This is a genomic window from Peribacillus asahii (genome assembly GCF_004006295.1).
Taxonomy (GTDB): Bacteria; Bacillota; Bacilli; order Bacillales; family DSM-1321; genus Peribacillus; species Peribacillus asahii_A.
On the sequence record NZ_CP026095.1, the window covers coordinates 3,131,058 to 3,154,323 of the forward strand.

Here is a 23,266-nt window from a genome sequence, read left to right on the forward strand (position 1 = left end):
TAAAATAACGCCATTGTATACGTTTTCAACATAATTAAGCATATACCAAAATAAAAACAGGAAAAATTTGCCGATTTATAGGCAAATTTTTCCTGTTAGCTACTTTTTCTCCTTAAGATTATAAGCATTAATTTTATCTCGTAAGCTTCTTTCGGAAATTTGAAGAACTTGCGCTGTTTTTTGTCGATGCCCTCCACAATGCTGAAGCGTTGCAGCAATCACTTCTTTCTCTACTTCCTTCATCGTCATACCAATGGGAAGTTGTAATTGATTGTCACGATTAGACGGTGTAGCAAACGCAGAACGTTGTGTTTGAACAGAAAGCGGTAGCTCCATTTCCGTGATTTCATCATTTATCGATAAAGCAACCGAATATTCGATAATATTTCCAAGCTCTCGTACATTTCCGGGATACCCATACTCTAGCAATAATTGATAAGCCGCTCTAGAAAATGTTTTCTTTGCACGATTCATTTCCAGACAATATTTTTCCAAAAAGTGCTCAATCAGTAATGATAGGTCTTCCTTTCTTTCACGTAAAGGTGGAATAGATAAAGGAATAACATTAAGACGAAAATATAAATCTTCACGAAATTTTCCTTCCTGCACCATCTGTTCTAAATTTTTATTAGCTGCACTTACAATTCGTACATCCAATGCAATTTTTTTATTAGAACCTAAGGGGGTCAGTTCGCGCTCTTGAAGAACACGTAATAATTTCACTTGAAGCGGAAGCGGCATCTCACTAATTTCATCTAAAAAAAGCGTTCCTCCATTTGCCGCTACCCATTTTCCTTCTTTTCGTTGTGTAGCTCCCGTAAATGCGCCTTTTTCATATCCAAACAATTCTGATTCAAGCAGCGCTTCAGGAATCGCACCACAATTGACAATTTCAAGTGGACCGTTTTTACGCTTCCCTGTATTATGAATACTTCTAGCAACAAGCTCTTTTCCTGTGCCGCTTTCTCCTAAAATAAGTACGCTCGAATCAATATCTTTTATACGATCAATGATTGAAAAAACATGTTGCATCGCTTTACTCTTACCCAAAAATTGATTATAACCGCGCCGCTGTTCCAACTCTTCATGCAACGTTTCTACCTTATTAGATAGCTGCTTATATTCAACAGCCCTGCTCAGTAATAAATAAAGTTCCTCTATATTAATAGGCTTTTCGATATAGTAATAGGCTCCTTGTTTAATCGCCTCAATCGAAGATTCAATCGAAGCATAGGCAGTCATCATAATCACTGTAGTAGACGGTGCTTGTTGCTTAATTTCTTTCAAAATGTCCAACCCATTTATACTGCCTATCCGAAGATCTAATAGAACAATATCAATCATATCTTGTTGAACTTTCGCTAAGCCTTCTTGTGGATTCGTTGTCGTTTGAATATAATAATCATCTTCTAATGCAAATCGAAGTGAATCGCATATAGCCAATTCATCATCAATAATAAGTACAGTAGGTTTCATTTAGGAGGCCTCCTTTTGATACAGCGGTAACAATATAGTAAATGTCGATCCTTTATTCGGCTGGCTCGCGATATGCAGTTCTCCTTTATTCTCTTTTATAAGATTGTAAGTTAAAGTTAATCCTAAGCCTACGCCCTTTTCTTTGCTCGTATAAAAAGGTTCTAAAATATGATGTAATTCTTCTGAGCTCATTCCTTTTCCTGTATCGGAAATCATCACGCTGCCGATTTCCTCATTTATCTTTTTCACGGTAATCGTAATCTTCTTTTCCTCTTTCTCTGCTACAGCATCCACTGCATTTAATAGTAAATTAATCATGACTTGACGAATTTGTTGTGGATCGATATAAAAAACTAAATTATCTTCCACCTTTTTCTCAAGACTAATTTGATTTTTATCCATCGTAACTTGAATAAATGATAATAAAGAAGCCATTTCCTTTAGCGTATACTTCTGTTTATTAGAAGGCCGTGGACGTGCGTATTCAACCAGATCCGTTACGATTGTATTTAATCGATTTACTTCAGAAGGTACATGTTCCGTTATTAACCTTCTAAATTCAGGGAGGTGATATTTACTTGGAAGCATATCAATAAACATTTTAATCGACGTTAAAGGGTTGCGAATTTCATGAGCAACTCCAGCAACAAGCTGACCAAGTGCATGCAGTTTTTCTTGTGTGAACAATTTTTGTTCTAGATTCTTCTTTTCCGTTTCATCATTCATGGACAATAAATAACCTGTCTGTTGTTCCTGAGAATTATATATTTGCAGTATGCGATAATAGATCACTTTTTTTTGACCTTGCTCATTCCATTCAAATACCTGAACACCTGATTCTTTTGAATGATAATGATCAAATAACTGTTTTAGAAGCGGTGGGTTTTGAAGACCAAAAGGTGTATCATGCGATAGGTTTAACATATGTAAAGCGCTTGCATTACAACTCGTAATCGTTAAGTCAACATTAAAGGTCACAATACCTGTATCAATATTATTTAAAATTAAGTCTTTAAAGGCGTTACTATCAGCTATAATTTGTTGTGTTTCTTGTAAGTGTTCATTGAGTTGACGAAGCTTACTCGTTTGTATATGTACAGCTGCTTTCAATCTCTGATTCCACATATAAATGATGAATAGAACAAGAGCTACAATAATCAACACGCTCATTAACAAATAAATAAAGGTTTCTAGCCTAGCAATTTCCGTTAAATCCTTTGGCACCGTCCATTTATTAATAAGCTTATTAAGCTCTCCTTTTGCCTCTAGCATAGTAATACTTTGGTTAAAGGCAAGTAACAAAGAATCATTTCCCTCTTGTACAACTACAGCATAATCTGAACTATTCATGACATCATCCAGAATAATAAAGGACTCTTCTTTTCCTAATTCCTTCAAATAAGCAGTTGCTGTCCACTTATTTCCTATAAAAATATCAGCTCTTCCCTCAATCAAACTCTGAAGAGCTGTATACTGATTGTCCTCCAATAATACATTAGTGGTTCTCATATTTAGAATGTTTTCATACATAGATGTATGACCCTCTACTACAACTTGACGATTTCCTAAATCTTCAATCCCTTTAATTTGATTTTTCCTTTCTTTCGAAATTACAATAGAGTCAGACATTGTAAAATAGGAAGTAGAAAAATCAAATTTCCAATCTTTATCAGGCCTGTACACCATACCTGCAATCGCATCAACCTTGCCTTCCTCTAGAGCTTTTTCAGCATCTTCTATATTCATAGGAATATATTCAAAAGAAAGCCCATGCTGTTCCGCTATTTCCCCCATTAAATCAATGCTCATTCCCGTTAGTACTCCATCTTCATTGATATATGAGAAAGGAGGCAGTTTTGGTTCCGCTGCAATTTTATACACTTTCTCTTCTGCAAATCCTGATGAGATACTACCTACCCCTGGCAAAAAAATAACTAATAAACAAAGAATGACTATGTTCAATACGTAATTTCTAATCCCCGCTCTCTCCTTTCTGTTTTAATGATTAGGCTCTGTTATACGACGTTGTTTAACAAAACCTATTTAAAAAAATCTAATAGATTCTCTTCATCAAAATATCTATGACTAGATGGAAGTGTATGACATTTGATTACGGTTGTTTGAGCAATGCCTAAATATTTAGCAACTTCACCTAAACATAGTTGTCTGTCCAAAATAAAAACCACCTTTTTGTTAATTATTGTAATATTATAACATTGAAAGGCGGTTTTCCATAATTTCAAAATAATTTTAATAGGTTTTTATAAACCGTTATAACTTGCTATATAATATAAATTCAGAATGGTAAATTCCACTTTATGAGAATTTTTACAGAAAAATATCAGTTTGCTTATGAATGTAATAAACTTGCTTGGAACACAGAGTTGTTCTTGCAAACAAAAAACGGCTTGTAGCCCATCTTATTTCATTATCGACAATAATGAAATAAGCAAGCTACAAGCCGCTTTGCATATTCATGAAGTAGGTTCACCATTATAAAGTTTAAAACAGTCTTTATATAGCAATTATTCTTCAGTCAATTTGTTTTCACGAACAGTACTTAAAAACTGCTCATCTTTTAAAACAGCCAATACTTTTTTATAAAAAGTAGGTTGATCAATGACAGCTGTATGTACATATTCATACTCTTTTAAAGATGAATGACGCAACACTTTTGGAAGGCATGATAAGCAAACGTTTTTCGTACCTAATTTGTAATAATTCATATTTGTTTCATCACCATTAGAAGTATCTTGTTGACATACGAAACAAGTATGAGTCACTCGACCTTTTTTATTGTATTCCGCCAAAGCTTTTTCTAAACGTTTCGACGCAGGAACTGTTAATAACACATAATCACCTTTTCTAATTTAAAATCTCTTTGTATTATAGCAGAAAAACCTAACAATAGGACAGTAAGCTTTTCATTACCTAATTATTCCTACTATTTAAGCAAATACTTTTACAATTGCAGAACCATTTTTAACAGATAATGAGACTTTAGCCCCGATTGGAATCGTAGCAAACGGAGTAGTATGTCCAAAGTTCGCATTAGCAATTACCGGAATACCCTTTAATTCTTGTTTCGTTGCAATGATTTCATGAAGCGCATAATCCGTCATACCGGATTCTTTTTGAAAACGCCCAATAATAATCCCTTTGATTCCTGCTGCGCCCGGTTGATGCAGCAAGGACTGTAAATGGCGATCAAAGCTAAATGGATGGCTTTCCTCATCATCTTCAATAAAGAGAATACGATTTTCTAATGATGGCATATATTCCGTACCTTGCAGAAGATTGATTGTACATAAGTTCCCACCGATTATGGAGCCTTCTGCTTCTCCTTCTTGAATGATCATGTAGCCGTGATTTGGATAAAAATTACGATCTTCTTGTTCGAGATGCCAAGAATCATCGCTCCATGTTTCACTTTGCTTTAACTCGAAATCACCGTCTTCCATGACTGCCTTTTTAAAATAATCCATCGTATAATCAAGACCCACTCGCATGCCAAATGAAGAGAAATAAGGGCCCACGTAAGTCGTTAGACCTGTCTTCTCATAAATAGCAAGCAAGATTGCTGTAATATCACTATACCCACAAATCACTTTTGGATTAGATTTAATTAAATCATAATCTAAATACCTAAGCAATTGATTTGCATTATAGCCACCGATTCCTGCAAAAATCCCTTTTACATTCGGGTCTTTAAAGGCCGCATGTAAATCTGCCACACGGTCTTCGATAGAATTGGAGAAAAAATCATCATGCACGAGCGCTGTATCTCCATATGTAACTCGAAATCCAAGTTCTGTTAATCGTTCCTCAGCCAGCTTTCGTTGATCTCCTTTCACAATCGCTAGACTGCGAGAAGGGGCTATCACACGAATTTCATCCCCAGCTTGTAAACGTGAAGGTTTCATTTCTTTTTCCTCCCTAGTAAATCACATCATTACGTTATTGTAGCAGAAAGCGCTTATCTGAACAAATCATATAGGAAAATAAAAAAACAGTAGAAAACCAGCCTTCGTGTGAAGACTGGTTTTAGTTTTACCTTAGCAGCAAGTAAATGAAGCTCCGATGATAATTAATAGAATAAATAAAACGACGATTAACGCGAATCCGCCGCCAAAACCACAACCAACACCACCATAACCGTATCCACCGCAGCCGCCGTGTCCACCATATCCATATCCTCCGTACATAAACATTTCACTCCTATCCTTTTTTCGAATTCACTGTACACCTTACAATATGTAATATCGCCCGCCTCGGTCTGTGCAAACGCCCATTTTTTTTATTTTCCTGCGCTGATTGAAAAAGTCCCCTGTACAAAACGAATAAAAAACGCCCTTTAAGTAACAGAACGACTAAGCTTCCAGATACACTTTCTTTACAAATCTGATACCAAAACTGGTTTAAAAATATAGCTGAACATGTCCGCTGCATAAAGAAAAGAAGATCATGAACGATGACCTTCTTTTCTTTATGCAATATAGTCAATTTCCTTACCGATGCCCTCTTTTATCTCACTCAAAATACTTTTTATAAGAGCCGTACCCTTCTTTCTCTAAATCAGCAACGGGAATAAATTTAAGTGCTGCTGAATTAATACAATATCTCAAACCTCTTGGTCCAGGTCCATCAGGAAACACATGTCCAAGATGAGAATCAGCCGTTTTCGAACGTACTTCTACGCGGCGCATTCCGTAGCTTGTATCCAACCTCTCCTCAACTTCTTCTTCCTCAATTGGTTTTGTAAAGCTTGGCCAGCCGCAACCAGAATCGTATTTATCTTTTGACGTAAACAATGGCTTTCCGGAGACAATATCAACATACAATCCTTCTTCTTTTACATTCCAATATTCATTATGAAAAGCCGGTTCTGTGCCATTATTTTGTGTCACTTCATACTGCATTGGTGTTAATCTTTTCTTCAAATCTTCTTGATTCATTTTTTATCCCTCCAATATCGCTCTTGAAATGCTTTACGACCAGATCCGATTTGATAAGCCTGATATCTTTGCGGTTCCTTTTTATAATAATGCTGATGATATTCTTCCGCTGGATAAAATTCTTTTGCTGGCAAAATCGGTGTAACAATCGGCAATGGGAAACGTCCGCTTTCATTCAAGCGCTCTTTTGAAGCTTGTGCAATACGCCGTTGTTCCTCAGTATGATAAAAAATAGCTGTCTGATATGATGAACCACGATCATAAAATTGACCGCCTGCATCCGTTGGATCAATTTGCTGCCAAAACAGTTCCACTAGTCTTTCATACGGAAAAACAGATGGATCATATGTAATTTGTACAGCTTCATAATGTCCTGTCGTTTCACTACATACTTCTTGATAGGTTGGACTTTCCGTTATGCCCCCGGTATACCCAGATAAGACAGAAACAATCCCTGGCTGCTCATCAAATGGCTTCACCATACACCAAAAACAGCCGCCTGCAAACGCCGCCTTCTCCAAATTTTCTTCCATTTCATTGTCCTCCATCCTTTAAACATTCCCCTATAGTTCGAAACTAGACACCTGCCCGAGCATCTTGCCATATGCTAATAGCATGATGAGCAAAACTAAGAGGTGATTGGCATGAGCTATGAATCCCACAATCATTACTTACAAAAAGCTACGAAATACGATCTCTTATCCCACTTTTATAAATATAGCAACCCAACGCTTCATGATTATTATTATCATAAGCATTTGCAAAGTATTACAAAAGCAATATCACTCATACATGTTAGACAAACGAAAAAGTTTGCACACCTTCGACTGTTCCATGTCTCTCCCAATATACCTGCTGTTGATGTATATGTAAATGAAATGCGGATTCTACAAAACTTCACTTACAAAAACGCGAGTGACTATTTGTCCTTGCCAGCCGGAACGTATCAAATTGATATATATCCTGAGGGAACAACAACCTCCACCATTGCTAGCCAAAAGCTAAAACTAGAAGCCAATCAATATTATACCGGGGCAATTGCTAAAAGACCAAAAGAAGTAAAACTTGTTACGCTAAAAGATTCCCCAGCTGTCCCTAATGGTGAAGCAGCGTTTCGCTTTGTTCATCTAGCCTCTGATATCGAAGCAGTAGATATTGCTGTGAAAAACGGTGATATTGTTTTCGATCAACTTACACCCGAACACGCAAGCTCATACTTACCTGTCTATCCTATCAAAGTCAATCTTGAAATTCGACCAACTGGAACAAAAGAGCTCATTCGTTCCTTGCCAAAGACTCACTTTCTAGTCAATCAAGCCACATCTTTCTATATTGTCAGTACAAATACAAATAATGAAACGACTGAATTAGCAGTCCTCTCTCTTACACCTTAGAAAACGAAACATAGCAACACTCTCTTTATCCGCAAACTCCAAGCTACCTATCGTTTCACCATAACAAAAAACCGGGATATCCCGGTTTTTTGTTATGGCTGAACAGAAGGCACTGTCAATAAAAATGAAATGTCATTGTGTTCTAAATCAAATTTTTTGGCCTTTACACGTACATCGCTTTTCAATTTCATTTCTTGTAGCGAGACATAAATCCTTTGCTCCTTCGGCTGAATGGTAACCCAATCAGGCGTTTTATAACGCTTATTAATAAAGTTCATTACATAGGATACAGGAAGGTTCATCTCACCAACAGAAATTGACTCTTGCTTGAGAACCAAATCGCCATTTTCTTGAGCAATCGGCTTAAACGTTAATTTCAAATCTACTTCACGATTAAAGAAAGGCATCTTTCCATACAATTCAACTTCATCGGTTAAATATACTTCATAATGAAATCCTCCAGTTAGCCCTTCCTTATCTAAATATTGATTGATTAATTGATTCAAATCATCTCGTGTTGTGTGTACTTGAAATTGAATATCCTCTTCCTTACTTGACTTATTGCTAATCTCTTCACCTTTAATGGGCCAATTAATTAAAATCAACATAAAGCTAATGACAAGGATATTACAGGCTAATAAAACAATAAATAACTTTTTCCATTTCTCACCTGTCATTATTGTGGTTCATCCCCTCTAATGCTTGCTGCTTCTAGGGTCTCTCTTCCCAATGTGGCAACTTCCATATTGTTATATATTCTCGTCGCAATTAATTCATAACCGCGGTCGTTTGGATGAAAGTAATCCTCCGTATAGAGCAAATCTTCTGTTGTATTTTGAAAAATGTCTTCTATCGAAATAAAGTAAGCCGAATCATACTTAGATACAATTTTTTCACCGCTATTATTCCAATCGGCAATAATCATATCAAGCTCATATAAATCTGCAAATATCTTCGTATATGGGTTATACACTCCAACTAAATATATTTGTGCTGACTTATTATACGTCCGTATTTTATCAAAAATTTTCCTCAAACGATCTTCATAACCGATTTTAGCGGTTTCAAACTGCTCCATTTCTAAATTGGTGAAATTTTGTTTAAATACCTTCATAATATCATTCCCACCAATCGTTACGACAATGGAATCAGCCTGCTCAATATGTTCACGAATCTCTTTTTTATCCAATCGCTTCAACAATTGATCCGTTCGGTTACCTCGTACACCATAATTGATCATCTCTACAGCTGTAATAGTCGGCTCTTTTTCTAACTTCTTTTTTAGATAGGGTAAGTAGCCTCCATTATCTTTGCTATCTCCAACCCCTTGTGTTAATGAATCACCTACCGACACAATTTGAATCGGATCAGGGAAAAACCGTGAAGGAATCTCTTGCTTCTTACTTAATTCCGTCAGATGCTGGTACTGTTCCAAAGGTTGCGTTGAGACCGTTTGACTTTGACTGCATCCACTGATTAAGAATAGACATATAAGAAGACAGGTGATGATATATTTCATCGCTCTCACCTTCCTTTAAAATATTATATCATGAAAAAAACGGGATTTTATAAAGAAAAAACCTTGTTTCAAAATGAAAATTTTTGTATAACTTTAGCTTTTACTAGGCTTTTTCAAAACATGCTTCTAAACATAAAAAAAAACAGGTCCGCATGTGGACCTGTTTAACGACTTTGTAGTATTTTAATATGCTGTATAATATCTTCAAACGGAATGTCCTCAAGACCTGTATACTCTTGAACAATTTTCCCCTCTTGATTCAGTAAATAAAAAGAGGTGCCATGAATAACTTGATCTTCACCTTTTGGCTTTACTGCTAACGTCCCAAAGCCTGTCTTCGCAAATTGAATAATCTCATCTTGTTGATACCCCGTCAAGAAATGCCAATTTGAATAATCTACACCGAATTGATCAGCGTACTTTTTTAACACATCTGGCTTATCTACTTCTGGGTCAACGGAAAAAGAAACGAATTCAACATCCTTTATACCCTCATCCTTGAGCATCTTCTGCAGCTTGACCATATTGGATGTCATCGGAAAACAAACCGTCTCACACGATGTAAAAATAAAATCAGCCATCCATACTTTCCCTTTTAAATCACTTTTCTCCAGACTCTTTCCTTCTTGAGTTGTAAAACTGAAATCCTGAATATCTCGGTTCTGTTCATTTGGTATTTCATTAGAGCTACAGGCTGATAACGTCAACAAAACTATGACCAGCATAATAAATAGTTGCTGTCTCCCCATCTTTTCTCCGCCCTTTCAGCTTGTCTAATCAATCCCAATAATACATAATGGCTAATGCACCTTCCCCAGCATGGGTACTAATGACCGGAGTTGTGTCGTCCATCGTAATAGTCTGAAGCCCAGTCAATTCCATAATTGCTTTTCCAATTTTATCGCCAAGCTCCCTATTATTTGCGTGGGCAATCCCAATTCCTGTTAGTTGTTTCCCTTCCATATCTTGTTTAAATTGATTCACAACGTACTTAACAATTTGTGAATGACTTCTTGCCTTTGAAACCGGATGAAGTACACCGTCTTCTAAAACAGCAATCGGTTTAATATTTAACAAAGAACCAATTAAGCCTGTCATCTTGCCAATTCGTCCGCCTTTAATTAAGTTTTCCAGCGTATCAATACTAATCGTTAATCTCGTATTACTGCGAATCGTCTCCAAACGTTCGATAATTTCTGCTACTGATTTACCCTCTTTAGCCATTTTTGCTGCTTCAATTACCTGAAAACTTAACGCTTTTGAAATAAATTTCGAATCAATAACCGTTACCTTCGCATCTGTCATACTTGCAGCACTTTCCGCTGAACGCACTGTCCCGCTCATACCACCAGTCATATGGATCGAAATAATTTCACTCCCATCTGCTCCTAATTCATCATATATTTGAGCAAATGTACCAACAGCTGGCTGAGAACTCTTTGGTAATTCTTTTGATTTTCTCATCCGGGCTAGAAATTCATTGGATCCTATTTCCACTTTATCTAAAAACGTTTCTCCATCAATAGAAATAGATAGCGGGACCATTGTAATATCATACTTCTCTAATTCTTCTAATGTCATATCTGTTGTTGAATCTGTTACTATTTTTACTTTTTTCATTAAAACACATCCTAGTTCACATTTCTGTCTAGACCATTCAAATCAATCACTAGCATGTAGATTCTATCTATTAAGCCTATTCATTTTTTCTATGATAACGATTACAAAACACATGTAAAGACTGTCCATCCCCAGTTATAAAAGAACCTTTACTTAGGCTCTTCTAAACCACTGACTGTGAATAGACAGTCCTTGTTTAAGCATTATTAATCAAATCCTCAGCGAAAAGCTTACGATAAACCGGCCACTTAAGAACGGTTGCTAAATACTGTTTGAAGGAATATATTACTATACTTTCATTCTTCTTAAAAACTTGCTCTGTGAAAACCTTTAACCTGATATGTACCATAAAATAATTAGGATCGTCAGGTAATAAAACTGATATATCCGTAATCATCACCTTTTGTCCAAGATAATTTTTGAACTCTAGGGATTTAAGCAACAAACTATCAATCCTCTTTTTTATCCGATTGTCTTCATTATACACAAAATAAATAAAAGGATAAAATATTGTGTATTTAAACGTAGAAGAAATCAATTTAGCACTTCTAAATCCGTACACCCCAAGATACTAAAAATGTTGGAAGATTGATTAGGGCAGTCTCCTCGCTTATAAATCTAGGGGGGCAATCAATTGATAGACATACTTAACGGGCAGTAAGACCCCCACCTCAAGCTTATGAGAAAACAAAGAAGATAGGTGGGGGACAACTGCCCTCATCTAGTTGCGGCTCCTAGCCCCTCGAGGTCATAAGCTGTCATGCTCTGTGGCAAACTGCGCCACGCCGCATTTCATCTTATGCTTGTCGGGGCTGAACAGTCGCCTCACTTTTGTAGTAAAGGTCCGATTGGTGAGATATAGTGAAACTTACCTTTGCGATTTTCAAAGGTAAGCTTTCACCAATCAGGTTCGTACGGTCACTTGATTGAAGCGAAGCGGAGATCTTAGTGACCGTAGAACGTGACTAACCATCAGTGGGGGATAAAGAAAAACCCCCACTGATGGAAGTTTCACTTTATTGCATATCTTCTCCCTGACTATATTCTGCTTCAGCCGCTGCTTCCCTTTTTTGACGCCGCTTAAAGACAATTTTAGACAGCGATATACTAATTTCATATAGAAGTAACAACGGTACAATCACAACGAAGTCTGACATAAAATCTGGAGGGGTTATACAAACAGCAATGACTACAAGAACAAAATAAGCATATTTTCTAATTTTATGAAGCACATAAGGATTTAAAATTCCGATAGAGGTTAAAAACATAATGACAACAGGGAGCTCGAATAATACAGCAAAAGGAATGGTCATGTGAAAAACAAACTTAAAATACTTCTCAGCCGTGAAGTTCGTTAAAAACATGTCTCCACCTAAATCAAGTAAGAACTGATAAATCATCGGAAAAATAATAAAGTATCCGAAGGCAAGTCCCGCTACAAACAATATAAATAAAGCTGGTATGTACGCTAATGTTGCCTTTATTTCATGCGGTCGTAAAGCTGGTTTAACAAAGAGCCATATTTGCAATGCTAGAATTGGAATCGTCGCTGCTACAGCAATCACTGATGCGAGCATGAAGTAAATCCAAATAATCTCACTCGGTCCTAACACCATTAAGGTAACATCTAACCCCTTCACAAACCACTTATAAACATCTTCAACAAATATAAAGCCAATAATAAAAAAAAGAAAAAAACTAACGACAACAATAATTAATCGTTTCCGCAACTCATCAAGATGTTCAATGACATTGAGTTCTTTATCTTCCAACATCCATCACGCCTTTTTTTGAAAAATCCAATAATGTTTCGTCAACAAAAAGGCGCAAGACAACTCTATCTTACGCCTTCATCCATCTGTTTATTTAGTCGTTTTCTTCTCGTGATCTTCGAAGTCGTCACTCGTTAATTCGCGCGTTGATTTTTTAAATTCCCGTAACGTTTGTCCAAACGCACGCCCAATTTCAGGAAGCTTCTTAGGACCAAAAACTATTAACGCTAACAGTATGATTAAGATTAAACCAGGTACTCCAATATTCGGCATGGATACATCCCCTTTAATGTTGACATCAACTTATAGCCATTATAATACTTTTTAGTTTTAAAGAAAAGCAATCTCCATTTCCATTTAAAAATGATAACTATTCAAAATAACTTGTATTAAATCTATTTTTCAGCCCATTTCACGTGAATGATAATCATATGAAACGAGCTAAAAACCGTTTAATAAATACTAGTTAACAGCTTCTAAATTAAAAGGTGGAATAAATTGCTATCTTTATTCACTTCCACAAATGTAAAGCCTTTTTTATTCATACGATCAATCAATCCAGCATAGTCGTTTTTATATTTTAATTCGATACCAACTAATGCCGGGCCGCTTTCTTTATTATTCTTCTTCGTATATTCAAAACGGCTAATATCATCGTTTGGCCCTAATACTTCATCTAGAAACTCTCTTAAAGCTCCAGCACGTTGTGGGAAGTTAACGATGAAGTAATATAACAATCCTTCATATAACAGTGATTTCTCTTTAATTTCCTGCATTCTGCCGATATCATTATTTCCACCGCTAATCATACAAACGACTGTTTTCCCTTTAATTTGATCTTTATATAAATCGAGCGCTGCTACAGAAATCGCTCCGGCCGGCTCAGCAACAATCGCATGCTCGTTATATAAATCAAGAATGGTCGTACAAATTTTCCCTTCTGGTACAGGAATAATGTCTTCTAAATTCTCATGACAAATTTCATACGTCTTTTGCCCAACACATTTCACAGCAGCTCCATCAACAAACGTATCAATCGTCTCGAGCTCTGTAACCTCTTCCTTTTCAAAGGAATATTTCATCGAAGCGGCTCCTAATGGCTCAACTCCAATACATTTCGTCTCTGGAGAAACGGATTTGAAATAGGTGGATAAACCAGCCATTAATCCGCCGCCGCCAATTGCAGCAAACACATAATCAATTTTCTCATCACAGTCATTAAGAATTTCCACGGCCGCTGTCCCTTGTCCTGCAATCACCAGTTCATCATCAAATGGATGGATAAAAGTCCGCCCCTCATCCTTCGCACAAATCATCGCATTAGCAAACGAGTCATCAAACGTATCTCCAACTAACACAATTTCAATGTTATCTCTCCCAAATAATTGAACTTGATCGACCTTTTGTCTCGGAGTAGTAGCAGGCATGAAGATTTTTCCATTGATGCCTAAATGGTTACATGCAAACGCTACACCTTGTGCGTGATTCCCAGCACTTGCACATACGACTCCATTTTGCGTTTCTTCCTCTGTTAATGTACTCATCTTATAGTAAGCCCCGCGTAATTTGAAGGAACGTACATGCTGTAAATCTTCTCTTTTTAAATACACATTACAATTATATTTCTCAGATAACCGTGCATTTTTTTGTAAAGGAGTGTGAGCAACGATTTCTTTCAAATCTCGATAAGCAATTAGAATATCTTCCAATTGAATTCCCCTTTTCATAGATGCTGTCTGACTCATAACAATTCCTCATATCCTTTCCCTTTTAATAATCCAATATTTAATCTAATAATTATAACACTTTCACCAAAGGATGTAACTGACTTTTCGAAAAATTCTTTATTTAGTAATTGGATTAAACCTCTATCTAACATGAGATAAACAGACAGTCAACAGCAGTCTATAACATAGTTAATTTAATAAAACTGATGATCGAACAACAATCACCAGTTTTATTCCAGTTTTATTTTCTTTCTAGTACAACAAAGCGATGAGCGTATACATTTTTCTCGTCAACGATTCCTGGTGTAGATGAACGTGTAGTCCACTCATTTTCATCTAAACTCGGAAAATACGTATCCCCTTCAAAGCTCGCCTCAATTTCGGTAATATATATTCGATCGGTAACAGGTAAAATCTCTTTAAAAATCTCTGCTCCACCAATAACAAAAACCTCTTGCTCACTTTGATCAGCATATTGCTTAATCTCATCAATAGTATGCAATATCGTACAATCCGAATTCGTATAAGATTGATTACGTGTAACGATAATATTTTCACGACCAGGCAGCACCCGGCCGATTGATTCAAACGTTTTACGCCCCATAATAATCGGCTTTCCCATCGTCACTTTTTTAAAATATTGAAGATCAGCCGGCAAATACCATGGCAATTGATTGTCCTTTCCGATGACCCAATTTTGATCCATCGCAACAATTAATGAAATCATACGCTTACTTCTCCTTTAATATAATGTAGGTTTCCATTTATATTAGACTGCAATTGGTGCCTTAATAGAAGGATGTGGATTATATCCTTCAATCGTTAAATCTTCTAATTCAATATCAAAAATCGATTTCTTTTCTGAATTGATTTTTAATGTTGGTAAATCACGCAATTCACGTGATAGTTGTTCTTTGACTTGTTCAATATGATTTAAGTAAATATGAGCATCACCAATTGTGTGTACAAAATCTCCTACTTCTAAATCGCATTCATGTGCAATCAAATGAGTAAGTAAAGCATAAGACGGTATATTAAAATTTATTCCTAGGAAAGAATCTCCGCTACGCTGATACAACTGGCAAGAGAGTTTTCCATTCGCTACATAGAATTGAAACATTGCGTGACATGGAGGTAAAGCAGCTTTACTTCCCTTTGCACCTGCATTTACGACATCTTCTGGATTCCATGCATTTACGATAATACGACGGGAATCGGGATTATTTTTAATTTGGTTAATGACATCTTGTAACTGATCAATTTTATTTCCTTCGGAGTCTGTCCAGCGACGCCATTGCTTACCGTACACGTTACCAAGATCACCATATTTTTCAGCAAAAGCATCATCTTCAAGTACACGTTCACAAAAAGCGTTCATTTCCTCTTGGTATACTTTATTAAATTCTTCATCCACTAAACAACGATTGCCGAAGTCTGTCATATCTGGGCCTGTATATTCGTCTGATTCAACCCATTTTTTAAATGCCCACTCGTCCCAAATATGATTATTATTTTGAAGCAAATAGCGGATATTTGTATCCCCTTTAATAAACCATAATAACTCACTTGCAATTAAACGAAATGGGGTACGCTTCGTTGTAAATAAAGGAAAGCCTTTTGATAAGTCAAAGCGCATTTGATAACCAAATACACTAATTGTTCCTGTTCCTGTACGGTCTTCTTTTTTCACACCGTTATTTAAAATATACTGTAAAAAATCCAAGTATGTTTTTTCTAACTCATTCGTCAATTTACTTCACCTCAGTATGTTTTCACCTTATACATTATATCTAAAAAATTCAACTTTTGTAGAATCTACGGTAGTTTTTTATTTTCTCTCTTAAAGTAGATACTTGTTCATTTAAAGCGCTATTCATAGTTATCTGTCTTTCTAATCATCACGATTATAAGATTCTTTTGACAAGCTGTTCAACAAAAAACTAATCTAATTGCTTAATATACATATAAGTTTGTGGAGCTGATCCTTCCAAACGATGACGTTGCTCCGAATTTACATAATACATGGCAAATGCTTCAGCAAAGTATTCCTCGGGATAGTCATTGAAATACGTTTGATTTGGAAATAGTGTACCTACTTCTTTTTTCCAAATACCTAAAAATTCAATATCATCTCGAATACCATTATAAACAATTTTATCAATGGAATGCGCTAACTCATGAAGCTCTAAATTCACGGAGCCATGTCCATTTCCTTGATCACTTGCTCCAATTTTGACAAACACCGTATGTGAACCGCCCATTCCTGGCACATCATCCCACGTTGTCTCTTCATTCTTATATCCTCTTGGTTGAACTCCTTTTAAATAGGCTGCACTAGGATTCTCCGTTAAGCGGCCATTAAACAATTTCACTTTCACTTCTTCATCTACCAATTTATCTAACAGTGAGGGGGGTAATCTATAAATTGACTTAACGATTGAGAGCGCCTCTCCTGTATCAAATGAACCTTCTGGAAATAAAAATAACTGCTGCAAATTCTGATGATTTGTGAAGATTTTTTCTTGCTTCAAAGGGTGTTTTTCCGATAATTCATCCCAGCTCACCCCGTCTTCTTTAGCCTGAGATAATGTATAAAAAGAAAACAATCCAATACATATCATAATTAGCATAATCCAATATTTAAATCGCATAGACTATACTCCTTCCCCACTATGTATAATAGATTACAAAAAACAAGTTATTATTCTATTATAACATAATGAGAATCATAGCTTATGGAACTAAATTTTGGAAACTACTTTCAATAGAATGACGCACATTTCTTCTGTCGATACATATATTAAATATAGGTGATCCATTATGAGACGTTATGGCAGACGACCAATAACACAAGAAGAACGAGAACTGGTTGAGGAAATTTTCAATATTTATTCTCTACAAATTTTTTTATTATTCGACCTTTGCTTGTTCACTCTTTTTCTAGGCATTTTATTATTTCCTCTTGTTCCATCACTTTGGCTACTATTCTTTATTCTTTTCCTCTTTTTTATAACTTTTTTTCTTCTTTTAAAACGCCTCAATCATTTCGACAAAAAAAGCTGACCTAGTTGTCAGCTTTTTACATTACGAATGAGTATATTTTTGGTTTTTTCGAAAATGAATAAGAATTGTTCCAGCAAAAATAAGGAAAATAATCACAAAGAACAACGTATGAGAAATGTGAATATTAAATACCGTTAAAAGCATTTTAACAGCAATGAAAGCAATCAATACATAAGCAGCAGATTCAAGCTCGGGAATGCGATCAATGAGCTTTAAGAACACACTTGCCACACCTCGCATCATCAATACACCAAGCATGCCGCCAATTAACAGCACCCACACTTTATCACTTACACCAAAAGCCGCGATGACACTGTCCACTGAAAAAGCAATATCCATTAATTCAACTGCTACAACTGTTCCCCATAATGGACCAAATAGGTGGATAAGGATACTATTTTGATTTAAGCCCTGCTCTTCCTCTTCACCCGTTTCTCTTCTTTTATCACGGAAATATTTATAAGATAACCAAGCTAAGTAAGCCGCTCCTAGTACTTTCACCCACCACAATTTAATTAAGAATACACCGATGCCAATCGCAACGAAACGGAAGAGATACGCACCAAGAAGTCCATAAAACAAAGCTTTTCTTCGTTGTTTTTCAGGTAAATGACGCACCATCACAGCTAATACTAACGCATTATCTGCAGACAACAACCCTTCCATTAACACAAGTGTACCAATTAATCCCCAGCTAACAGGATCTGTTAAAACCTCCACCCACATTTGTCCATCAAAGAATAAAGCATAAGTGCTCATGATGTTATGAAACAATTCCGACATGTTAAACGCTCCTTTTACTCTAAACAAAAAGAAACCTTCACCAGAGAATATTGTATTCGTTCACTGATGAATAGTTAGATTAAGCAAGTATTTATTCGTTAGGCTATACGACTCGTGAAGAACTTTTAAAAAAGCTGAAAGGCGTGTAAAACGACAGTTTCACACGCACAATCAACAATCTCCATTAACATAACCATTCCTTACATTTTTCTATACTAGTATATCACTTTTTACATTTATATACACTAAAATAATCAAGATACTACCTTGGCACTTCCCCATTTAGGCGGTGTATTCGTATCCCAATAAATAGACCCTAATTCGTAGTGCGTCATAAATGAATCATGATATGTATGATAATGAAAATTAAACCAATACCCCTCTAATGGGATACGATCTTGGCGAACATGAAAACGAATAAGATCTTCTCCACTTTCTGTATTCAAAATATGAAAAATCTTTTCGCTTCTGCCACCAGTCGGATTTTTACTAATCGTTAATTGCTGCAATTGTTCATCAGGGAACTGATTAGCGATTTCAACAATTGCTTCTTCTATTTTCGGTAAAATCACCGCTTGAAATTCATCATTAATTTTTGGTTGAATCTTTTCTCCAAATTTTTGATAAGCATTTGCTTCTGCCTTCTCTATCAATTCAGCGATACGCTGCTCTCTATTAAAGCTATCTTCTTCTATATCAGCAATCGGTATATACGGTAGTTCCTTCTCTTCAAGTGCTCCATCTTTAACATCTTTAATCGTATTCGCTTCTGCTAGCCATGTTAAATTCGATGGAGTCACAAGACCAAATGTTAATATAGAAATTAAAACGACAAGACTTTTACGAAGCCATTTTGTTCCTGCCAACAAAATCCCCCTTTCCATAACACTGCCTTTCTTCCTTTCAGTATACTCCTAAAAATAGCAGATGACGAATAAATAGTAGCGAAAATTACTGTATTAACCATATTGTGTAACTATTCCGATATGTTAAAAAGCATACCAAATCACGATTTCACACAAAGTGAGCAAAAAATCCAAAACGTTCTATAACAGAGGCAACTATCCAAACACAAATATGTAAATTAAAGGAATTAGATGGTTCGCATCGAATTAAACTATGTAGAGGATACTTTTCATAAGGAGGAGAAAGAGATGGAATGGAGTTTCTTAGCAATCATCCTTTGTATTCTAACGTTAGGCTACTTTATTTATTTATCATTCACTGATTAATCAACCACTATGCGACCTGTGCCCTATATCCATAAAGCATAGGTTGTTTCATTTTGCTTATGATAAGTGCTTACTCCTCCCCAAAAACAAATGATATACTTGCTGAAGATGAATTGTATACGAGAGGAGAAAGTAAGAAATGGATTTCGTTCATATTATAGCGGAAGAAAAGATTAAACAAGCCATGAATAATGGAGAATTCGACCATTTACCCGGAAAGGGAAAACCTCTTGTCATAGAAGATTTATCAGCTATCCCTCAAGACCTTCGAATGGCATATAGTCTATTAAAAAATGCTAAGATGTTGGAAGATGAGCAAAACTACCGAAAAGAATTAATGCAAATAGAAGATTTAATTGCTTGCTGCCATGACCCGGAAGAAAAGCTAGTTCTCCAACAAAAACTCAACCAAAAACTTCTTCAATTTAACCAAGTCCTGCAAAAACGAAACACCACAAATAGCAATGCTTTTAAAAAATATGATACAAAAATTCAAATGCGCATAAGAAAAAATTAATTCTTTATTTAAATAAAAGCCTGGCACCTCATTCATTATTCTAAGGTCCCAGGCTCTTGATTCACTTGGAGAAAACCATAATGAAATTTCGCTGTTTTCCGCTTCAATGCTTGAAAACCAAATTGCTCAAATCGTAAACTGCGAAAGTGATCTTTCAGTACGACCCGGTTCCGAGCAACACGCTTCGCTTCTTCTATAATCGCTTCTGTTAAAGAATGTGTCACCGCAAAATGTGTAAGTGTTCGAATACCATCTGATTCAAGAATGCTTTCTTCAAACATTGGATCAAAATATACCACATCAAAGCTATTATCGGCCATTTGCTTAAGCGCTTCAAAATGATGCATGCACTTCACTTCTACTCGGCGCATCGCTTGAATGATTGAATTCTCACCGTCTTCCCATGTGTGTAACCCATGAGCCACAAGAAAAGCAAGAAAACGATTATCCTCTAATGCCACAACTCGACCGCAATCTCCTACAGCAAAACTTGCGACAATCGCATCGGCTCCAAGACCGAGCGTACAATCTAACACGGTGCTGCCAGCTGTAATGTTTCCCGCTACAAGATAAGGGTCACTTTCTCCTTGTAAAAGCCTTTTAATACGGATCATCGCTACATTAGGATGAAAAAAGAAGGGGGCTTGCTCTCCAAAACGATGTAATTCAATACGGTTTTTGCCATATACGATACAATCTGCTCCATTTTCGGCTTCTTGTACCGCTTTCACAGAACGCTTACAACGCGCAACATACGGAATATCGAGTTCACGTCCTACTTGCTGAGCAAGCTCAATGGACTGCTTGTCTGTTCTTCCTGCTGTAGTAATAAACATATAGATAGCTCCTATTTCTACTTAAAAAATGCCTTGTTGCATACACAAGGCATTTTTCCAAACACTTATTTTACATTATCAAATGCAATCAGCAAATTATCTTTAATGGCTTCTAATGAATTGCCCTCAATATCGTGACGTGGAATAAAGTGAACGACTTCTTTCCCTTTTAATATAGCCATTGATGGAGATGAAGGTTCAATTCCAACGAAGTATTCACGCATTTTAGCTGTTGCTTCTTTATCTTGACCAGCAAATACAGTCACAATGTGATCTGGTTTATTGCTAGTCTCTGCAACTGCTTCAGTAGCTGCTGGACGAGCTAAGCCAGCTGCACAGCCACATACAGAATTTACAACAACAAGTGTTGTTCCTTCTACCGATTCCATAAAGTTTTCAACTTCTTCTACTGTTTGTAATTGTTGAAAACCTGCTTGCACTAATTCTTGACGCATTGGCATGACCATCTGTCTCATGTATTCCTCATATGCCATTGACATACTAACATTCCTCCTCAAAAAACAACAATGATAATTATAAGGATACTATACTTTATGAAGATTATGCAAAAATCGCGCTTACCAAAGAAAAACAGCGGCAGAAACGCTAAGTTTCCACTGCTGTTTCACTGCTGCAGACGTATTAGATTTTCATTACTCCGCCTGTGCTAGCATTCGTAACAAGTTTAGAATAACGCGCTAAGTAGCCTGTTTTTATTTTTGGTTCAAAACCTTTCCAGTTAGCTTTACGTTTTTCAAATTCTTCATCCGAAATTTCTAATGTGATTGTACGGTTTTCCAAATCTAATTCAATGATATCGCCATCTTCAACAAATGCAATTGGGCCGCCTTCCGCTGCTTCTGGAGACATATGACCGATACTGATTCCGCGTGATGCACCTGAGAAACGTCCATCTGTAATTAAGCCAACTTTCGCTCCAAGACCCATTCCGGCGATTTGCGAAGTAGGTGCTAGCATTTCCGGCATACCTGGTCCACCTTTTGGACCTTCATAGCGAATAACAACAACATGACCTTCTTTAACATGACCTTTCGCAATGCCTCGTAATGCATCTTCTTGTGAATCAAAGCAAATAGCAGGGCCTCTGTGATAACCGCCTACTGATTTATCAACAGCTCCCACTTTAATAATAGAGCCGTTCGGTGCAAGGTTACCAAATAATACAGCAAGACCTCCACGCTCTGAATGTGGATTATCTAATGGACGAATAACATCCTTGTCCAAAATTTCACAGCCTGCTACATTTTCACGAAGTGTTTTTCCTGTTACTGTAATACGATCGCCATTGAAAGCACCTGGCTTTTTCAATAGTTCGTTAATGATTGCACTTACGCCGCCAGCATTGTGTACATCTTCAATATGATAGTCTGAAGCTGGAGCAATTTTCGCAAGATGCGGTACACGATTTGCTATTTCATTAATGCGCTCAATTGGGTATTCGAATCCAGCTTCATGAGCTAATGCCAATGTATGAAGAACTGTATTTGTCGATCCGCCCATTGCCATATCTAAAGCAAACGCATTGTCAATTGCATCGATTGTTACAATATCGCGAGGTTTAATATCTAATTTAATTAATTCCATTAATTGCTTAGCAGATTTTTTAACAAACTCTTTACGGTCTTCTGATACAGCTAAGATCGTACCGTTACCAGGAAGAGCAAGTCCTAAACCTTCAGCTAAACAGTTCATGGAGTTCGCTGTAAACATTCCTGAACAAGAACCGCATGTTGGGCAACCGTATTGTTCAAGCTCTAATAAAGCTTCATCGTCAATTTTACCGACTTGGTGAGCACCTACTCCTTCAAAAACAGAAGATAAGGAAAGCGGTTTCCCATTTTTATCTTTACCAGCTTTCATCGGTCCTCCACTAACAAACATCGTTGGGATATTCACACGAAGAGCACCCATCATCATACCTGGTGTAATTTTGTCACAGTTTGGAATACAAACCATTCCGTCAAACCAGTGCGCAGAAACAACCGTTTCAAGAGAATCTGCGATAATTTCACGACTTGGCAGTGAATAACGCATTCCAATATGTCCCATTGCAATTCCGTCATCTACACCGATTGTATTAAATTCGAATGGTACTCCGCCCGCTTCGCGAATGGCTTCTTTTACAATTTTACCAAATTCCTGTAAATGTACATGTCCAGGAACAATATCAATATAAGAGTTACAAACCGCAATAAACGGTTTACCGAAATCTTCTTCTTTAACGCCGGCTGCACGCAATAAGCTGCGGTGTGGAGCACGGTCGAAACCTTTTTTAATCATGTCACTTCTCATTTTTGGTTTAGACATTTGATGTGATACCCCCAATTTAAACTAAAATGTTTGATTACTTA

General features: G+C 36.5%; 26 protein-coding genes. 2 read left to right on the forward strand and 24 right to left on the reverse strand.

From position 1 onward, the window contains the following. Nucleotides 1-99: 99 nt before the first annotated feature. From BAOM_RS15420 to msrA, 8 genes are all read right to left on the reverse strand, one after another. Nucleotides 100-1,476 (reverse strand): sigma-54-dependent transcriptional regulator, encoded by a 1,377-nt coding sequence (locus BAOM_RS15420; RefSeq protein WP_127761040.1) that lies wholly within the window; start codon nt 1,474-1,476, stop codon nt 100-102. Then, on the reverse strand, nt 1,477-3,438 hold the full coding sequence (locus BAOM_RS15425) for a transporter substrate-binding domain-containing protein (protein WP_127761041.1): 1,962 nt from the start codon (nt 3,436-3,438) through the stop codon (nt 1,477-1,479). Between the two features lie 77 nt (nt 3,439-3,515). Further along, the gene (locus tag BAOM_RS25200; RefSeq protein WP_257467377.1) at nt 3,516-3,650 is read right to left on the reverse strand and encodes a MerR family transcriptional regulator; all 135 of its coding nucleotides are present in this window, start codon (nt 3,648-3,650) and stop codon (nt 3,516-3,518) included. Between the two features lie 351 nt (nt 3,651-4,001). Beyond that, nucleotides 4,002-4,328 carry a hypothetical protein gene (locus tag BAOM_RS15430; RefSeq protein WP_127761042.1) on the reverse strand — a complete coding sequence of 109 codons (327 nt, stop codon included), beginning with the start codon at nt 4,326-4,328 and terminating at the stop codon, nt 4,002-4,004. Nucleotides 4,329-4,424: 96 nt separating this feature from the next. Continuing rightward, nucleotides 4,425-5,399, reverse strand: a complete 975-nt coding sequence (locus BAOM_RS15435; protein ID WP_127761043.1) for a S66 family peptidase — start codon at nt 5,397-5,399, stop codon at nt 4,425-4,427. A 132-nt stretch (nt 5,400-5,531) separates the two neighbouring features. After that, complete coding sequence (locus BAOM_RS15440) at nt 5,532-5,687, reverse strand: YjcZ family sporulation protein (RefSeq protein WP_164853256.1); 156 nt, start codon at nt 5,685-5,687, stop codon at nt 5,532-5,534. Nucleotides 5,688-6,005: 318 nt separating this feature from the next. Further along, a complete protein-coding gene (gene msrB / locus BAOM_RS15445; RefSeq protein WP_127761045.1) occupies nt 6,006-6,431 on the reverse strand; it encodes a peptide-methionine (R)-S-oxide reductase MsrB in 426 nt (141 codons plus the stop codon). Continuing rightward, nucleotides 6,428-6,964, reverse strand: coding sequence for a peptide-methionine (S)-S-oxide reductase MsrA (gene msrA, locus BAOM_RS15450; protein ID WP_127761046.1), 537 nt, complete (start codon nt 6,962-6,964; stop codon nt 6,428-6,430). The genes msrB and msrA overlap by 4 nt, the downstream gene beginning before the upstream one ends. Nucleotides 6,965-7,075: 111 nt before the next feature. Here msrA and BAOM_RS15455 point away from each other — a divergent pair, with 111 nt between their 5' ends. After that, a complete protein-coding gene (locus BAOM_RS15455) occupies nt 7,076-7,825 on the forward strand; it encodes a DUF4397 domain-containing protein (RefSeq protein WP_127761047.1) in 750 nt (249 codons plus the stop codon). A gap of 92 nt (nt 7,826-7,917) precedes the next feature. Here BAOM_RS15455 and BAOM_RS15460 read toward each other — a convergent pair whose 3' ends face one another. The 13 genes from BAOM_RS15460 to BAOM_RS15520 form a co-directional block, all read right to left on the reverse strand. Further along, nucleotides 7,918-8,502, reverse strand: a complete 585-nt coding sequence (locus tag BAOM_RS15460) for a YpmS family protein (RefSeq protein WP_127761048.1) — start codon at nt 8,500-8,502, stop codon at nt 7,918-7,920. Beyond that, nucleotides 8,502-9,344: an SGNH/GDSL hydrolase family protein gene (locus BAOM_RS15465; protein ID WP_127761049.1), complete on the reverse strand. Its 843-nt coding sequence runs from the start codon at nt 9,342-9,344 to the stop codon at nt 8,502-8,504. The genes BAOM_RS15460 and BAOM_RS15465 overlap by 1 nt, the downstream gene beginning before the upstream one ends. A gap of 164 nt (nt 9,345-9,508) precedes the next feature. Continuing rightward, a complete protein-coding gene (locus tag BAOM_RS15470) occupies nt 9,509-10,093 on the reverse strand; it encodes an SCO family protein (RefSeq protein WP_180319787.1) in 585 nt (194 codons plus the stop codon). Between the two features lie 28 nt (nt 10,094-10,121). Beyond that, nucleotides 10,122-10,964 carry a DegV family protein gene (locus BAOM_RS15475; protein WP_127761050.1) on the reverse strand — a complete coding sequence of 281 codons (843 nt, stop codon included), beginning with the start codon at nt 10,962-10,964 and terminating at the stop codon, nt 10,122-10,124. 196 nt (nt 10,965-11,160) lie between these two features. Further along, nucleotides 11,161-11,526 (reverse strand): DUF2535 family protein, encoded by a 366-nt coding sequence (locus tag BAOM_RS15480; RefSeq protein ID WP_306821271.1) that lies wholly within the window; start codon nt 11,524-11,526, stop codon nt 11,161-11,163. 454 nt (nt 11,527-11,980) lie between these two features. After that, complete coding sequence (tatC, locus tag BAOM_RS15485) at nt 11,981-12,736, reverse strand: twin-arginine translocase subunit TatC (protein WP_127762591.1); 756 nt, start codon at nt 12,734-12,736, stop codon at nt 11,981-11,983. Between the two features lie 90 nt (nt 12,737-12,826). Further along, nucleotides 12,827-13,009: a twin-arginine translocase TatA/TatE family subunit gene (locus BAOM_RS15490; protein ID WP_119115224.1), complete on the reverse strand. Its 183-nt coding sequence runs from the start codon at nt 13,007-13,009 to the stop codon at nt 12,827-12,829. Nucleotides 13,010-13,212: 203 nt separating this feature from the next. Continuing rightward, complete coding sequence (gene ilvA, locus BAOM_RS15495; RefSeq protein WP_127761051.1) at nt 13,213-14,481, reverse strand: threonine ammonia-lyase IlvA; 1,269 nt, start codon at nt 14,479-14,481, stop codon at nt 13,213-13,215. Nucleotides 14,482-14,704: 223 nt separating this feature from the next. Further along, entirely contained in the window at nt 14,705-15,190 is a 486-nt protein-coding gene (locus BAOM_RS15500; protein WP_127761052.1) for a dihydrofolate reductase, read from the reverse strand. A 42-nt stretch (nt 15,191-15,232) separates the two neighbouring features. Then, nucleotides 15,233-16,213, reverse strand: a complete 981-nt coding sequence (locus tag BAOM_RS15505; RefSeq protein WP_127761053.1) for a thymidylate synthase — start codon at nt 16,211-16,213, stop codon at nt 15,233-15,235. A 190-nt stretch (nt 16,214-16,403) separates the two neighbouring features. Further along, nucleotides 16,404-17,114, reverse strand: coding sequence for an anthrax toxin lethal factor-related metalloendopeptidase (locus tag BAOM_RS15510; protein ID WP_127761054.1), 711 nt, complete (start codon nt 17,112-17,114; stop codon nt 16,404-16,406). A 433-nt stretch (nt 17,115-17,547) separates the two neighbouring features. Further along, nucleotides 17,548-18,309, reverse strand: coding sequence for a TerC family protein (locus tag BAOM_RS15515; protein WP_127761055.1), 762 nt, complete (start codon nt 18,307-18,309; stop codon nt 17,548-17,550). Between the two features lie 254 nt (nt 18,310-18,563). Further along, nucleotides 18,564-19,175, reverse strand: a complete 612-nt coding sequence (locus tag BAOM_RS15520) for a YpjP family protein (protein ID WP_252282534.1) — start codon at nt 19,173-19,175, stop codon at nt 18,564-18,566. Nucleotides 19,176-19,680: 505 nt separating this feature from the next. Between BAOM_RS15520 and BAOM_RS15525 the strand changes: the two genes are divergently transcribed. After that, nucleotides 19,681-20,058 carry a DnaJ family domain-containing protein gene (locus tag BAOM_RS15525; protein ID WP_127761057.1) on the forward strand — a complete coding sequence of 126 codons (378 nt, stop codon included), beginning with the start codon at nt 19,681-19,683 and terminating at the stop codon, nt 20,056-20,058. A gap of 35 nt (nt 20,059-20,093) precedes the next feature. Here the strand turns inward: BAOM_RS15525 and BAOM_RS15530 are convergent, their stop codons facing one another. The 3 genes from BAOM_RS15530 to ilvD form a co-directional block, all read right to left on the reverse strand. Continuing rightward, on the reverse strand, nt 20,094-20,894 hold the full coding sequence (locus BAOM_RS15530; RefSeq protein ID WP_127761058.1) for a class I SAM-dependent methyltransferase: 801 nt from the start codon (nt 20,892-20,894) through the stop codon (nt 20,094-20,096). A gap of 65 nt (nt 20,895-20,959) precedes the next feature. Next, on the reverse strand, nt 20,960-21,394 hold the full coding sequence (locus BAOM_RS15535) for a BrxA/BrxB family bacilliredoxin (protein WP_127761059.1): 435 nt from the start codon (nt 21,392-21,394) through the stop codon (nt 20,960-20,962). A 142-nt stretch (nt 21,395-21,536) separates the two neighbouring features. Beyond that, nucleotides 21,537-23,222, reverse strand: coding sequence for a dihydroxy-acid dehydratase (ilvD, locus tag BAOM_RS15540; RefSeq protein ID WP_127761060.1), 1,686 nt, complete (start codon nt 23,220-23,222; stop codon nt 21,537-21,539). Nucleotides 23,223-23,266 lie beyond the last annotated feature (44 nt).

Coding starts and splice junctions, on each gene's coding strand:
- BAOM_RS15420 (WP_127761040.1), bottom strand. CDS start 1,476: ATGAAACCTACTGTACTTATTATTGATGATGAATTGGCTATATGCGAT.
- BAOM_RS15435 (WP_127761043.1), bottom strand. CDS start 5,399: ATGAAACCTTCACGTTTACAAGCTGGGGATGAAATTCGTGTGATAGCC.
- BAOM_RS15440 (WP_164853256.1), bottom strand. CDS start 5,687: ATGTTTATGTACGGAGGATATGGATATGGTGGACACGGCGGCTGCGGT.
- msrB (WP_127761045.1), bottom strand. CDS start 6,431: ATGAATCAAGAAGATTTGAAGAAAAGATTAACACCAATGCAGTATGAA.
- msrA (WP_127761046.1), bottom strand. CDS start 6,964: ATGGAAGAAAATTTGGAGAAGGCGGCGTTTGCAGGCGGCTGTTTTTGG.
- BAOM_RS15455 (WP_127761047.1), top strand. CDS start 7,076: ATGAGCTATGAATCCCACAATCATTACTTACAAAAAGCTACGAAATAC.
- BAOM_RS15460 (WP_127761048.1), bottom strand. CDS start 8,502: ATGACAGGTGAGAAATGGAAAAAGTTATTTATTGTTTTATTAGCCTGT.
- BAOM_RS15465 (WP_127761049.1), bottom strand. CDS start 9,344: ATGAAATATATCATCACCTGTCTTCTTATATGTCTATTCTTAATCAGT.
- BAOM_RS15470 (WP_180319787.1), bottom strand. CDS start 10,093: ATGGGGAGACAGCAACTATTTATTATGCTGGTCATAGTTTTGTTGACG.
- BAOM_RS15475 (WP_127761050.1), bottom strand. CDS start 10,964: ATGAAAAAAGTAAAAATAGTAACAGATTCAACAACAGATATGACATTA.
- BAOM_RS15490 (WP_119115224.1), bottom strand. CDS start 13,009: ATGCCGAATATTGGAGTACCTGGTTTAATCTTAATCATACTGTTAGCG.
- ilvA (WP_127761051.1), bottom strand. CDS start 14,481: ATGAGTCAGACAGCATCTATGAAAAGGGGAATTCAATTGGAAGATATT.
- BAOM_RS15500 (WP_127761052.1), bottom strand. CDS start 15,190: ATGATTTCATTAATTGTTGCGATGGATCAAAATTGGGTCATCGGAAAG.
- BAOM_RS15510 (WP_127761054.1), bottom strand. CDS start 17,114: ATGCGATTTAAATATTGGATTATGCTAATTATGATATGTATTGGATTG.
- BAOM_RS15515 (WP_127761055.1), bottom strand. CDS start 18,309: ATGTCGGAATTGTTTCATAACATCATGAGCACTTATGCTTTATTCTTT.
- BAOM_RS15525 (WP_127761057.1), top strand. CDS start 19,681: ATGGATTTCGTTCATATTATAGCGGAAGAAAAGATTAAACAAGCCATG.
- BAOM_RS15530 (WP_127761058.1), bottom strand. CDS start 20,894: ATGTTTATTACTACAGCAGGAAGAACAGACAAGCAGTCCATTGAGCTT.
- BAOM_RS15535 (WP_127761059.1), bottom strand. CDS start 21,394: ATGTCAATGGCATATGAGGAATACATGAGACAGATGGTCATGCCAATG.
- ilvD (WP_127761060.1), bottom strand. CDS start 23,222: ATGTCTAAACCAAAAATGAGAAGTGACATGATTAAAAAAGGTTTCGAC.